This window comes from Weissella hellenica (assembly GCF_005405545.1).
Lineage (GTDB): Bacteria > Bacillota > Bacilli > Lactobacillales > Lactobacillaceae > Weissella > Weissella hellenica.
In genome coordinates this window covers 61,796-76,574 of the sequence record NZ_BJEG01000004.1, presented here as the reverse complement: position 1 = coordinate 76,574, position 14,779 = coordinate 61,796, and the positions used below count along the sequence as shown (strand labels likewise).

11 protein-coding genes and 1 pseudogene are annotated in these 14,779 nt (G+C 37.7%); 1 reads left to right on the top strand and 11 read right to left on the bottom strand.

Translation table 11 applies throughout. The features are described from left to right. Nucleotides 1–32: 32 nt before the first annotated feature. The 5 genes from FFM61_RS03670 to FFM61_RS03650 form a co-directional block, all read right to left on the bottom strand. Nucleotides 33–842 carry a Cof-type HAD-IIB family hydrolase gene (locus FFM61_RS03670; RefSeq protein WP_074427297.1) on the bottom strand — a complete coding sequence of 270 codons (810 nt, stop codon included), beginning with the start codon at nucleotides 840–842 and terminating at the stop codon, nucleotides 33–35. A 235-nt stretch (nucleotides 843–1,077) separates the two neighbouring features. Beyond that, the gene (locus FFM61_RS03665; protein WP_074427296.1) at nucleotides 1,078–2,034 is read right to left on the bottom strand and encodes an ABC transporter permease; all 957 of its coding nucleotides are present in this window, start codon (nucleotides 2,032–2,034) and stop codon (nucleotides 1,078–1,080) included. A gap of 2 nt (nucleotides 2,035–2,036) precedes the next feature. Then, complete coding sequence (locus FFM61_RS03660; RefSeq protein WP_074427295.1) at nucleotides 2,037–3,161, bottom strand: ABC transporter permease; 1,125 nt, start codon at nucleotides 3,159–3,161, stop codon at nucleotides 2,037–2,039. 4 nt (nucleotides 3,162–3,165) lie between these two features. Continuing rightward, on the bottom strand, nucleotides 3,166–4,716 hold the full coding sequence (locus FFM61_RS03655) for an ABC transporter ATP-binding protein (RefSeq protein ID WP_074427294.1): 1,551 nt from the start codon (nucleotides 4,714–4,716) through the stop codon (nucleotides 3,166–3,168). Between the two features lie 222 nt (nucleotides 4,717–4,938). Then, a complete protein-coding gene (locus FFM61_RS03650; protein ID WP_074427293.1) occupies nucleotides 4,939–6,018 on the bottom strand; it encodes a BMP family lipoprotein in 1,080 nt (359 codons plus the stop codon). Nucleotides 6,019–6,446: 428 nt separating this feature from the next. On the opposite strand from FFM61_RS03650, the gene FFM61_RS03645 reads away from it, so the two are divergent. Continuing rightward, nucleotides 6,447–7,499: an AI-2E family transporter gene (locus FFM61_RS03645; protein ID WP_074427292.1), complete on the top strand. Its 1,053-nt coding sequence runs from the start codon at nucleotides 6,447–6,449 to the stop codon at nucleotides 7,497–7,499. A 131-nt stretch (nucleotides 7,500–7,630) separates the two neighbouring features. Here FFM61_RS03645 and FFM61_RS03640 read toward each other — a convergent pair whose 3' ends face one another. The 6 genes and pseudogenes from FFM61_RS03640 to FFM61_RS03620 form a co-directional block, all read right to left on the bottom strand. Then, entirely contained in the window at nucleotides 7,631–8,962 is a 1,332-nt protein-coding gene (locus FFM61_RS03640; protein ID WP_074427291.1) for a gluconate:H+ symporter, read from the bottom strand. Nucleotides 8,963–9,168: 206 nt separating this feature from the next. Next, entirely contained in the window at nucleotides 9,169–9,948 is a 780-nt protein-coding gene (locus FFM61_RS03635) for a glucose 1-dehydrogenase (RefSeq protein WP_074427290.1), read from the bottom strand. Nucleotides 9,949–9,970: 22 nt separating this feature from the next. Continuing rightward, nucleotides 9,971–10,432, bottom strand: coding sequence for an ASCH domain-containing protein (locus FFM61_RS03630; protein WP_074427289.1), 462 nt, complete (start codon nucleotides 10,430–10,432; stop codon nucleotides 9,971–9,973). Between the two features lie 180 nt (nucleotides 10,433–10,612). Further along, entirely contained in the window at nucleotides 10,613–12,814 is a 2,202-nt protein-coding gene (locus tag FFM61_RS03625; protein WP_074427288.1) for an alpha-galactosidase, read from the bottom strand. Then, nucleotides 12,814–13,443, bottom strand: a complete 630-nt coding sequence (locus FFM61_RS09055) for a PTS sugar transporter subunit IIA (RefSeq protein WP_240005966.1) — start codon at nucleotides 13,441–13,443, stop codon at nucleotides 12,814–12,816. The genes FFM61_RS03625 and FFM61_RS09055 overlap by 1 nt, the downstream gene beginning before the upstream one ends. Beyond that, a pseudogene (locus tag FFM61_RS03620) lies at nucleotides 13,420–14,744 on the bottom strand (glycoside-pentoside-hexuronide (GPH):cation symporter); the annotation flags it as partial. The pseudogene FFM61_RS03620 and the gene FFM61_RS09055, both read right to left, overlap by 24 nt. Nucleotides 14,745–14,779: the final 35 nt, after the last annotated feature.

The window sequence follows — 14,779 nt, the reverse complement described above, 5'->3', positions numbered from 1 at the left end:
AAAAGGATTTAACCTATTGTCCCACTATTTTTTTAATCTAAATTAAAATACTTCTTCAAATATGCAGCAACACCATCTTCATTATTAGTTAATGTTTCAGCTTTAGCAACCTGCTTAATTTTAGGAATTGCATTACCCATTGCAACGCCGACACCAACTTGTTCAATCATCTCAAAATCATTTTCTTCATCCCCAAATGCCATTACATTTTCAAGAGACTCATCAAAATGCGCCATCAGCTGTGATAAACCACGTGCCTTGTTAACATTTTTAGGTAGAAATTCTAATAATTCAGAACGTGATGACACAATATGCAACATATCCGTTAAATTAGCTGGCAACCCTGCACGCACTTCCTTTATTTTATCTGCTGGTGCTGAACAGACCACTTTACCAAAATTTTGATTATCTGGTAATTCATCAAATGTGATATCTGAAAAGTGCAACGCAGCACCCATGAAATCTTCATAATCGGATTTTCCTAAGGCCGCCAATGAATAGACACGATCTGGACCAATAACATCAAGCGGGTAATTTCTGACTTGGGCATCAGCATATAGAGCAGCAACGTTTGCTTTGTTTAAAGTTGTCTGATCTAAGATAGCTTGACTTTGATTATGTTGTACCAAACCACCATTAAAAGTAATCGCATAATCCCCTGATTCAAATAATGCCAGTTGTTTTAATAACTTTTGGATACCTTGAATTGGACGGCCAGTACATAAAACAATGCGCTTCCCATCACGATGCAACTGCTTTAAAACCCGTTCATTTTCATTTGAAATTTCTTTATCAGCGTTTAATAAGGTATTATCTAAATCTAATGCAATGGTTGTTATCATATTTCCACCCTCTTAACTGTGTATTATTACTAACTCTATTATAACAATAAACTTTCTGCACGAAAGGAGAGTGAGACAGAAGTTGTTTATACTACAAAAATTACAAGCTCATAATTAATACATTTGTAACTAAAAAAGTTAGGACATCTTTTTTGTGTCCCAACTTTTTCAAATTTAACTATTTAAGTTAATATTTTTTGTTTTATTTTGCCAAGTTCAAAATAACCATCAATCATTAAACTGACTTAATATAATTAACCCCATCAGCAGCTGGTGCCTTTGACTTAGCAAAGAAGATAACTAGAATCAACACCGTGAATACGTATGGTGCAACTTGTAGATAAACAGCTGGAATTTGATTAATAACTGGTAGTTGTGCCCCAACGATAGCCATCGATTGTGAGAAACCGAAAAACAAAGCTGCCGCCATTGCCCCAATAGGATTCCAACGGCCAAATATCATCGCAGCCATTGACATGTAACCTTGACCAACAATTGTTGATGCTGAAAAATTACCGGCAATTGATTGTGCAAACAAGGCCCCACCAATACCACCTAAGATACCTGAAATTAAAACACCTGAGTAACGTAAAGCATAAACATTTAATCCTAAGGTATCAGATGCTTGTGGATTTTCACCTACTGAACGCAAACGTAATCCAAAACGGGTTTTAAACAACAACCATGAAGCAACAAAAGCAACTGCAATTGCTACCCAAGCGGTTGATGATGTTTTTGTAAACAACACGGGTCCAATGAACGGAATTTTACTTAGGCCAGGAACATTCCAATAACCAAAGTTTTCTGCAATCATTGATGTTTGGCCCTTACCATACATCAACTTAATAATGTAAACTCCCAAAGCAGGTGCCATCAAATTCATCACAGTACCTGACACAATGTGATCAGCTCGCAATGTAATAGTTGCTACCGCATGAATTAATGAAAACACCAATCCGACAACGGCACCAGCAATCAGCCCCAACCAGGGTGTTGCACTTCCAAATTGATCAGCAAAGCTAAGATTAAAGACAACTCCGGCAAAGGCTCCCATAATCATGGTTCCTTCAAGTCCCACGTTAACGATACCTGAACGTTCTGAGAAAGTTCCACCGAGCGCAGTAAAGATTAACGGCGCTGAGTAAACCAATGTACTTGAAATCACTAATTGTAAAATCGTTTCCACACTCATGATTACTTGGCCTCCTTTTTGTTAAGTTTGGTTGCTTTTTTCTTTTTGTCTTTTTTATTCTTTGATTTACTATCATCTTCATCAAGTTTAACCAAAATTAAACGAATTAAGTAGTTAGCACCAATGAAGAAAATAATAGCTGCAGTAACAACTGAAACCAATTCAGTGGGGACACCAGTAGCTAATGGCATACCCAGTCCACCAACTGATAGAACTGAGAACAAAAAGGCAGCAAACAAAATTCCCAGGAATGAACCTGATGCTAATAGTGCGACGGCCATACCATCATAACCAACTTGTGGTGCTGATGACTGTGAGAAAATATTTAGATAAGTTCCCAATCCTTCAGTAGCACCGGCTAAACCAGCTAATGTACCAGAAATAGTCATTGCCATAATGGCATTACGCTTAGCTGACATACCTGCATAGCGGGCTGCATCCGGATTCAAACCAACAGCTTGAATTTCAAATCCTAAAGTTGTCCGTTTCATCACAAACCAAATGGCTAACAAAGCGACAACCGCAATGATAAATCCAATGTTAAACCGTGAACCACCTGTTATGTTAGATAGGAAATCCCAACGTAATGAATCCGTTGTTGATAACGTTTTAGTCATATCTGTTGTGGCTATCAATTTTTGTGGCAATCCTTGCACAACCGCATTACCACCATACAAAACAATATAATTTAACATAATTGTTGTAATAACTTCTGATGCCCCAAATTGCGCACGTAACCAACCTGGAATAAAGCCCATTACGGCACCACCGGCTGCACCAATAATGACAGCTGCTGGAATCAGAATCCAAGGATTCATCCCTTGATTAGCTAATACAAACCAAGTTGATGCAATCCAACCTACCCAAACTTGACCAGAAAGTCCGATGTTAAAGAATCCAGCTGATTGGGCAACCAAAAAGCCAGCTGCTGTTAAGATTAAGGGGGTCATTGCTCGTAAGACTTCACCAATATTTAATGAAGACCCTAAAGCTGACTGAACGAGACTAATATAACCCGTAACTGGATTAAATCCTGAAATAAGCATAATCACCGCACCAACTATCAAACCAAAGAAGACAGCTAAGCCGGCAATGAGCCCTGTACTATATGAATTAATTTTATTCACGAGATTATTCTCCTGCTAATTGTGCCCGGACTTGATCTAATGACATACCAGCCATTAACAATCCCAACTCATTTTTTGAGGTTTCATCTGCATTCACAATACCTGTTATTTCACCATGTGAAATAACAGCAATACGATCGGCAACATTCAAAATTTCATCTAATTCAAAACTAATTAACATGACTGCTTTATCTGCATCACGTTGATTAATTAATTGTTGATGAATATATTCAATGGCCCCAACATCCAACCCACGTGTTGGTTGCGCTGCTATCACAAAATCTGCATCACGATCTAATTCACGAGCGATAATAGCTTTTTGTTGATTACCACCTGATAATGAACCAGCCGTTACTAATTCATTAACCGTACGCACATCAAACTTTTCAATTAAGTCACGCGCATGTTGATTAATAGCGTTGTAATCAAGCACACCCATTTTTGAAAGTGGTCGTTTATAGTATGTTTGCAAGGCAATATTTTCAGCTAAAGTCATTTCTAATTCCAAGCCGAAACGGTGTCGATCTTCTGGAATATGGGCAACGCCGGCTTCTGTTATTTGACGGGGCTTTTTATTTGTAATTTTTTTCCCGTGTAGCATAACTTTTCCGGAAGCAACCGGCATCAAGCCCGTAATAGCTGAAATCAGCTCAGATTGCCCATTACCATCAATTCCTGCAATTCCCAAAACTTCACCAGCTTTAAAATCAAGGCTTAAATCTTTAACGGCTGCGATACCACGACTATCATTAACAGTTAAGTGGTCTAATGATAACACTGTATCCTTAGGGTTCGCTGGCACCTTTTCCGTATCATATAGTGATACGGAACGACCAACCATGATGTCAGCTAATTCTTGTGATGACACCCCTGCAACTGGGAATGAATCAATTGATTTACCACGACGAATAACTGTCACTTGATCCGCAACCGCCTTAATTTCATCTAACTTATGTGTAATTAAGATAACTGACTTACCTTCAGCTGCTAAATGACGCATAATGCTCATTAATTCATCGATTTCTTGCGGTGTTAATACCGCTGTGGGTTCATCAAAAATCAAAATATCAGCACCACGATATAATGTTTTTAAAATTTCAACACGCTGTTGCATCCCCACTGAAATATCGCCAGCTAAGGCTTGTGGATCGACATCTAATCCGTATTGTTCTGATAAATCTTTAATATCCTGAGTCGCTTTTTTGATATTTAGGTTCATCCCATTAACTGGCTCCGAACCCAATACAATATTTTCAGCTACTGTAAAGGCATCAATCAACATAAAATGTTGGTGAACCATCCCTATACCTAATTCGGCTGCTTTTGTAGGACTATCAACAACCGTTTTTTGACCATTAATTAAAATATCACCTGACGTGGGCTGTAATAAACCAGATAACTGATTCATTAAGGTTGACTTACCTGCACCGTTTTCACCAAGTAAGGCATGAATTTGACCGTGTCTTACCTGCAAGTTAATATCATTATTTGCACGAAACTCACCGAATTGTTTCACGATATTGTGCATTTCAAGCACAATTGGCTCATCTGCCATATTTTCTTTCTCCCTGAAAAAATTTCTAACTTACCTATCATAAACTCAATATATAAGAGTCATTTTACATATATTTAAGTCGTTTTACTAGTATTCAACACAAAATAATTCGTCTTTTAATATTCTTGTTACATAACTTTTATAATTTGTTGATTAACAGCCAAAAAAGCCGAACATTGATTTGTTCCGCTTTTATAGCCACCCCTATTATCACTAGTGTTCTTAATTTACCTGGCTAGGTACCTTAACATCATCAGCTTTTACAGCATCTTCAGCTTTTTGAACTGCTTGCTTTTCTTTATCGTTCAAATTAGCAGTTGTTAGACCGACACCATTATTCTTCAAACCAAATGTAACTGTCTTACCACCAGGGAAGTCACCCTTCATGGCTTGGTCAGCAATTTTAACAATTGAACTAGGAATTTTCTTAACAGCTGAGGCCATGGTCAAGTTAGCTGCATCACCGTTTTTAGCCTTGTATGCACCTTGATCTTTTTGATCCATATCCACACCAATTACCCATGCTTTATTTTTATCATCGGCAGCTAGTTTCGTATCAATATCTTTAGCCGCTGTAAACACTGAATTTCCAGCTGGTCCAGCAGCTTGGAAAATAATATGTGAACCGGATGTATACATAGCATCAGCAATTGTTTTTGATTTAGCCGTGTCCGTAAATGATTCAATATATTGGGCATCAACCTTCATATTTGGATCAACAGATTTAACACCTGCAGCATAACCTGCTTGGAATGCCTTAATCGTTGCTGAACTCATACCACCAATAAAACCAACCTTATTGTCACCTAATGCTTGTGCTTTTGTTGCTGCAGCAACACCTGCTAAGTATGACGCCTCGTGTTGTTTAAACATCATTGACGCAACATTTTTCAATGGTTTCTTAGCAACATCATCAATCAACACATAGTTAGTCTTTTTATTTTTTGATGCTGAGTCGACCAAAGCATCATTGGTTGCATAACCAACACCGATTATCAAATTGTAATTTGCTGAAACAGCTTGTTGGAAGTTGGGGGCAAAATCGGCATTTGTTTTTGAAGCAAAATAATTATAACCATCTTTACCCTTAGTCAAATCGTGCGACTTACCCCAATCAGTAACACCTTTCCAAGCAGATTGGTTGAATGATCGATCATCCACACCGCCAACATCAGTTACCATGGCAACTGAAAAATCTTTTTTATCAGTACTTGTGCCCTTATTACCCAGTACCGTTGCGCCAATACCGGCGATAATAACAACAGCAACTCCACCAATTACTAAATTACGACGTGAAACCATGTTTCATTCTCCTCAACTTTCGTGCATCACTATTTGATCCATTTGTTTGGTTAACAATTTGGTTAACAAAATGTTTATCGTTAATTCCTTTGGTTAGTATAGCCTGTAACGCCGTCATGCGCAATCGATATTATTAGTTTTTTGCACTTTAAGGTAAAACGTTTTACGTATTTTTAAAGCTATTTATTGATTAAAAAACGAATAAAAAGCATCTAAGAAATTAAAACGTTTGTTATAAAACGTTTTAATTTATGGATGTATCATTTTATTAACGCAACTATTCGTTAAATTTTTTGTTTACAATTAGATGACAAATTAGATTCATTATCTTTCTTACAAGCCTAATCATCAGCTGCCTCCTCACGTGTTATTTTCTGAAAACATGCGTATAATGAAAGACAGTTATTAAAAGTTTAAGGAGTACATACGTGACCGATTTAAAATCATTATTTAAACGAGTAGATGTTCAAAAATTAATTGCTTTAATTTTTATTTTAGCTATTTTATATGTTGTCAAAGATTTAATTAGTATTGTCCTCTTAACCATAATTTTTAGTTACTTAGCGATTAAAAGCGCTACTAAAATCAAATACTGGACTAAAATCCCCTATGGTTTGTCTGTTTTACTTTTCTTTATCGTCTGTTTAGTTGTTTTAGGCATGGCGATTACCTTTATCATGCCAACCTTAATTGAACAATTTGCTGTTATTCCTGATGAAGTGATGAAATTTATTCAAAACTTTCCTGATGTCAAAAAATATCTAGACGAAACATATCAAAATCTTGATTTGTTAACCGAAGTCACTAAAAATTGGCGAGCATTATTGGCAAGTGGTTTGGATACTATTACGGCAATTAGTGGTTTGCTGTCAAAAATTGCCCTATCTATTTTCTTGAGTTTTATCTGTGCCATTTCATGGACCAAGCTCCAAAAATTTGGCACAAAGTTTTTAAACTCTGATTACCCCGTTTTTTTTAAACATGTTTACGATTTAGGTAGTACCTTTATTCTTATTTTAGGCAGTGTCATTGAGGTTCAATTGACTATTGCTTTTATCAACACAATCCTAATGGTGATTGGTTTGAGTTTGATTAAAGTCCCAAGTATCATGGTGATGGCTTTATTGATTTTTATTTTAGGTCTAATCCCGATTGCTGGTGTCATTCTTTCATTGATTCCATTAAGTATCATTTCATTTGCTGCCCTGAGTTGGACAGGTATGTTTGAAGTTTGGGCCTTAGTTGCTGTCATTCATTTGTTTGAATCATACTTCTTACATCCCCGTTTGATGGCTAATCGTACTGAGTTACCAATCTTTTTGACCTTTGCAACAATTATTGTCATGGAACATTTATTAGGTGCATGGGGCTTAATCATTGGTATTCCAATTGTGGCATTTATTTTAAGTATCTTAGGTGTACAAGATGCGCCTGTTGGTAAACCAAAAGATATTAATTCAAAACAAAAAGCTCAAGATTGACATTTCGTCATTCCTAAGCTTTTGTGGAAGTTGGGACAAAAGAAGATGTCCCAACTTTTTTTAATTAAAAATATATTGTATCCATCATGCGTCTACAATTTCTATAGCGTGAACGCCTTATATCTTTTTACTTAAACAAATAATGATAGAACAAGCACTGATCCTAGGCCAGCTACTGCCAATACACTAGTCAAAGTTGTCCATGATAGTAGCGTTTCCTTTAGTGATAGACCAAAGTACTCCTTGATCATCCAGAAACCAGCATCATTAACGTGATCAGCAAAGACTGAACCAGCTCCAATTGCCAAAACAATCAAGGCAGGGTTAATCGTTGATGAAGCAACTAATGGCGCAATCAAACCAGCGGCTGTAATCCCGGCAACAGTTGAAGAACCTAGGCTAACACGCAAAACTGCCGTTATTAACCAAGCCGCAATAATCGGTGACATTGAAGTATCAGCGAATAATGCTGATACATAATCTGAAATACCACCTTCGATAAGAACCTCTTTCAAGGCCCCACCACCACCAATGATTAGTAGCATCATGGCAATTTGCTTAATCGATTCTGTCAGCGTATTACCAATTTCTGTCATCTTAACATGACGCATCACACCCATTGTGAATACTGCAAAGATTAATGATAGCAACATCGCAATATCTGGACTACCAATAAATGTAATTGTTTGACCAATGACTGACTTAGTAGACAAGAATGGTTCTAAAATTGTCGCAATTCCAATCAAAATAACAGGCATCATTGATGTTAAGATACTAATACCAAAACCGGGTGTTTCTTCAATTTTAAATGTCTTGAATTCTCCAAAAACGTTTGGCGTTTCCTTATGATACACACTTGGATACACTTTTTTCAAAATGATATTGAAGATTGGCCCTGCGATAATAATTGTTGGAATAGCGGCAATTATTCCTAGCAACAAAACTTGACCAATACTTGCATTAAAGACCCCTGCAACAGCCGTTGGTGCCGGATGAGGTGGTAAGAATGCATGCGCTGTATTCAGCGTAGCAGCCATTGGAATACCAAGATATAGTAGTGGGATTTTAAGCTCACTAGCAATCACAAACAAAATTGGTAGCAACACAACTAAACCAACTTCAAAGAATAGGGCAATTCCAACAATGAATGAAGCTAGAATAATCGCAATTTGAATTTGCTTGCGACCAAACTTTTGAATCAAAGTATTTGCAATTCTGTATCCACCACCAGTATCAGAAACCAATTTTCCAATCATTGATCCAAGACCAAAGACAATCGCTAAGTGGCCCAATTGACCCCCAATTCCTGTTTCAATGGCTGGACCAATTTTATCGACGGGAATCCCCAACACAAGTGCTAAAAATACAGCTGTCACTAACAATGAGACATAGGTGTTTAATTTGAATTTAACAATTAATAAAATCAATAAAACAATGCCCACGAAAACCCAAAATAATGGCATAATAATTTCTCCTTAAGATAGCAATTTAAATATCAACAAAATATCAACAATACCGTTCACAATCTAAAACGGTACATTTTATTGTAATCGCTTTCACAAGTTTTGACTAGCCCTTTTTCACATTAATTTTATCTAATTTTTGCCCCATAATTAAATACTTGATTTAATGTTCTTTAATCGCTTTCATGAGAGTTTATTTATTCACCTTAACGTAACAAATACCCGCCATCAACAGGTAGCGTAACGCCGGTTATATAACTAGCAGCATCACTCGCCAAAAAGACGACGACACCCATCAATTCTGAAGGATCCGCCCAGTGGCCTGCTGGAATATGATTCAAAATTTCAGGACCACGTACAGGATCTTCTTGCAACGGCTTTGTCATATCAGTATTCACATACCCGGGTGCAATCGCATTAACTTGAATATTATGAGCTGCTAATGCATCAGCATATGCTTTGGTTAAACCAACAACCCCATGCTTACTGGCTGCGTATGGATAGATAAACTTTCCTGCTCGATATGATTGCATCGAAGCAACGTTAATAATCTTACCGCTTTCTTGCTTTGCCATAACTTTAGCAACCGCCTGCGATAGATAATATAGCGCATTTAAATTCAAATTAATCACTTTATCCCAATCCTCTTTTGGAAATTCATCCCATTCATGACGAATTGTCATACCAGCATTATTAACCAAAATATCAATTTTTCCAAAAGTTGCCATCGCATAAGCCACAATTTTATCAGCAGCGTCATCTTCAGTAATATCAATCGCCAAAAATTCAGCGCGATGACCCGTCATTTGCGCATGAGACTTAATGTCGTCCCAGCCTTTTTGTGAACGAGAAATAATTAAAACATCAGCACCTGCTGTACTAAGTGCCTTTGTATAATATTGCCCTAATCCTGATGCACCACCTGTAACAATAGCAACTTTTCCTGTCAAATCAAATTGTGTCATACGAAATGTGTCTTGTGTCATCGTCTATTTACCCCTCTTCATTTTAAAAAACATACACCACTTCAAAAACTTCACAAATACAAGGTATTTGCTCATTAAATTGCCGCCCTATACTAGCATATTCTGCTTTAAAAAATTTTTGGTGAACCTGTCGCCAATAAGCTAACGAACGGTCGCCCTCCCCTTCATGATACGCATGTTCAGCTGAAACGACATCATACGGTACTACCTCGACTACTTTCGTTACTGTAATACAAACTGGTTGTTGGTGACCATCTAAAATTAGATTATATTCACCGACATAAGGTTGGGGTTCGTCTGACTCGTATAAATCAGCTGCAGATGTTGTCGCCGTCTTGATGCCGCGCCGTGTTAGCTCAGCTAATTCATCTGCCATTTCTGGGCTATCCCCATATGCCCAAGCTGAATAAGGCGTTGCTGGTGATATCCCTTTTAACGCACAAAAATTTCCCCAATATTGTGTCACTTGTCTGTTATTTACCATGTCATGCTCCCTTCCATGACGCTATTATAACTTGTTTTTATTGTATATTTCTCTAAATATACAATTAATGGCAAAATATAATTGGCCATTAACGCTAAAAAGAGCATCCCTTCTAGATTTAAAATCTAAAAATGATCCTCTTGATTGCATTTTAAAAATGTAGCTTTGTTCTAATTAAGCTTACTTAGCCTTATAATGGTAAATTACTGCATTAAAATCTGAAAATACAGCTGGTTCATAAATGCCGGCATGCATTAATTCATCCCCACCAAATTCATCACCCGTAACAACATTTTGATATACTTTATCAGCATCCAAATCCACTAACTTAAGCGTGTTATTTTCTGGCTGGGCCTGTGACAAAATATTAAACGAGAATACTAAAGCTTCATTTTTATCTTCACTAACAAACATCCAAGCTCCCCGATTACCTTCACTTGGATCCAGTAAACGACTATATTGCCCATATTGTACTAATTGACGTATTTGCTTATACTGTGCGACTTGCTCTTTAACAGCTTGTTTCTCTTCATCATCCATCTGAGTAAGATCCAACTCATAGCCAAAGACACTACTCATTGCAACTGCACCACGTGTCTGAAGTGATGTATAGCGTCCCGTTTGCTGATTTGGTGCCTCTGAAACGTGTGAAGTAAACGATGAAGTTGGGTAAGCAATTGATGTCCCATATTGAATCTGCATGCGCGCAACAGCATCGGTGTTATCACTAGCCCAAGATTGTGGCATGTAATACATGAAACCAGCATCAATACGGCCTCCACCACCCGAGCAACCTTCCCACAGAATATCTGGGTACTCAGTCGTCAAATCTTCTAGCAATTGATACAAGCCCAAGACATAACGGTGCATCACTTCACCCTGACGATCTGCTGGTAAATCAGTTGCATAAATGTCAGTCAAATTACGGTTCATATCCCACTTCACATAATCAATGTCCGCATTATCAAGAATGGTCTTCATTTGGGCATGAATATTTTCACGAACTTCTGGTCGCCCGATATCTAATACATATTGATTACGTGATGGGCTGGGGTTACGGTTTGGAACCTTAAGCATATATTCTGGATGGTTTTTATACAAATCAGAATCAATCGAAATCATTTCTGGTTCAAACCAGATACCAAATTGTAAATCACGTTCATGAATATAATCTGCGAAATGTTGCAATCCCTGTGGGAATTTCTTTGCTAATACCTGCCAATCGCCTAATGATGTGTTGTCATCATCACGATGACCTAACCAGCCATCATCAAGCACAAACATCTCAATGCCCATTTCTTTGGCTTCATCAACAATTGGTTGTAATCTGGCTTCATCAAAGTCCATAAAAGTTGCTTCCCAATTATTCACAACAATTGGTCGTGCTGTATTTTTATATTTACTACGAACAATGCGTTGTCGTAAGACATCATGCAGTGCCTGACTCATGCCATTCAAACCAGTATGCGAATACGTCATAATCACTTCGGGCGTTTGGAAACTATCTTTTGGTGCAAGCTCCCAATCAAATTGGTCATCATTAACACCAACAGCAATCCGATACGTACCATATGGATCCTTGCTGACTTCTTCTTTATGATTTCCCGAATAAACAAAACTTAATCCAAATACTTCACCTTGAAATTCATCAGCATGCGTATCGGCAATTGCAATAAAATTATTCATATGATGACTTGTCGTACCACGGCGACTTTGGAATACTTTCGTACCAAACGTAATTGGTTCGCGGTTAATATTACGTTCATTAACTTGTCCACCTGGCAAGGAAATGACGTCCTTTGCGCCGGCCGGTAAATCAATCATCATTGAGGCCACTTTCTCTACGTGAACCGCTTGATCACCATTATTAATGATTTGGACAGAACGAGTAATAACTGGTCGTTGGCGATAAATCGTATAATTCATCGCCAGATTTAATTGACTCACTTCATCAACTAAATTAATGGTCAATGTCTGTGCTTCAGTATCATCCATAACATATGTCGCTGGTAACCCCACTAACTTAGGTTTACCATCCGAAATTGTATGATCTTGGTATTTGAAGAATGCTGACCGGCTTCCATCTGCTTGACGAATCACCAGCGCTGGCGATCTATAATCCCCATCCCCCTCATAACTATATTCACGCAAAATTGCATCTAATGAGTATGTGCGGTCTAATGAGCCTGGTAAGTTACCCGAAAAGCCACGATCAAGTCTAGGACTCTTGAGGTGACCACGATACTGCTTAATTCTTTGTCCATAATACAGGTGCGCTAAAACGCCATCTTCTTCAATACCCAGTACATATGAAATTTCATCGTTATGCAAATGGAAGGATTGCGTCTTTTCATCAAATTCAATTAAATTACCTGGTGTCATTATTTGCTTACTCCTTTATTATCGTTGGCCGCTTTGCTTAAAGTAAAAACTGCTTCGCTCACTGCTGTCACTTGTTTATCTATCGGTGTTACGACATTAAAGTCTTTAAAGTTTTGCCAATTTGTTACCACAACAGCTACTGTATCGTCATAACCCGCTTTTTTAATGGCCGGATCCCAGAATTCAATTAATTGATCACCTTTTTTAACAGTTTGACCTTCTGTCACCAAACTGACAAAACCAGTACCATTCATATGAACTGTCCCAAAACCAATGTGAATTAGTAGGGCAACGCCATCTGCTGAAACCAATCCCACTGCATGACGAGTTGGGAAAACCTGCTTAACTGTTGCATCAAATGGCGCGTATACTTTACCATCAGTTGGTACAACTGCAAATCCTTTACCCACTTGACCACTCGCAAACGTCTGATCTGATACTGACGCTAATTGTTTAATTTGACCATCAACAGGCGTGGTTAAAACAATATTTTGTGCATTTGGTGTCTCTTCCTGTTCAACAGTAATATTTTTACCCCAAGTCTTAGCTAATTCATCAACGATTTCTGCGTGTCGTTCTTCAGTTAACGTTGACTTACGCCAAAAGATAATGAAAGAAATAACTAACAATACAGCTGGCACACCAAACATCATCGATTTAAATCTAAAGGCACCACTAGCTGTGATTGACGCTGCTGTTGCTCCCGTTGTCATTCCTGCAATAACAGCTACTTGTCCAACAACACCATTTGAAAGCGCACCACCTAATTTGTCCAATAATGGTCGAATTGACAATGTTAATGATTCATCACGATGACCTAATTTTAACTGACCATATTCAACTGAGTCTGAAATAATCATCAAAACAACCAAAAAGATAACTGCCTGTGGCACTTGGAACATTTCAGCGGCAACAATAACCATGGCAAATGACTTACCAGCTAATGAGAATAACAATAGTCCTGCCAACATAATCCCAATACATGTTGCAAAGACCCGGCGTCGGTTAAAGCGATCAACTAACTTGGGAAAGATTGAAACAGAAATTAAACTAATGACAATATTGACACCTTGGAAAATTGAAAACAGGGTCGACTTACCCATGATAAATGTAAAATAGTACAAAACTAGCGAATTTTCAATGTTAATACCAATTGCATAAATACCATACGTTAAAGCAATCCACATCAATTGGTCGTTCTTAGCTAATGTTGAAAAAATTTGTTTGAAACCAACGGTATCTTTAACGTTTTTACGTAAGTCAGACTGCACTTCCTTGGTTCCCAAACCAACAACCCATGAAGTTGCAATACCAACCAAAGCAACGATTAAACCAAAGGCAAACCAACCACGTGAATCACCTGTACCATTTACTTGGTTAACTGAAAGGAACAATACTAATGGCATTACCACAACACCAACAAGGCCACCACCTAAAGTTGAACCAATACGCGCAAATGATGATGTCCGTTCACGTTCTTTTGAATTAAACGACAATGCCGGAATCATTGACCAAAATGCAACGTCTTTAAAGGCATAAAAATATCCATGATGATATATAAAATTGCAAAGACTACTAAATATAAATAAGGATGGCTTTGATTCAATCCCCCCAAATCAGTGAATAGTAACAACAACATAATTGATGTAATCGTTCCACCAATCACAACCCATGGTTTAAATTGACCAAAACGCGTTTTCGTGCGATCAATCCAATTACCAATAAATGGATCAATAATTAATTCCACAACACGTAAAATCGTAATAATCGCCGTGATATACATAATCATGCGATCATTTTGTGCCTTATCACCTGTGTTAAACAAGTGGGTTGTCACAAACATGATAAAGTACGTTGATAATGCGCCATAAAAAACATCATTACCAAACGCACCGAATGCATACGAAACCCGCGAAATTGCTTTTTGCATCGGACTTTGTCTAGCCTGATCGTTCATTTTTTCCA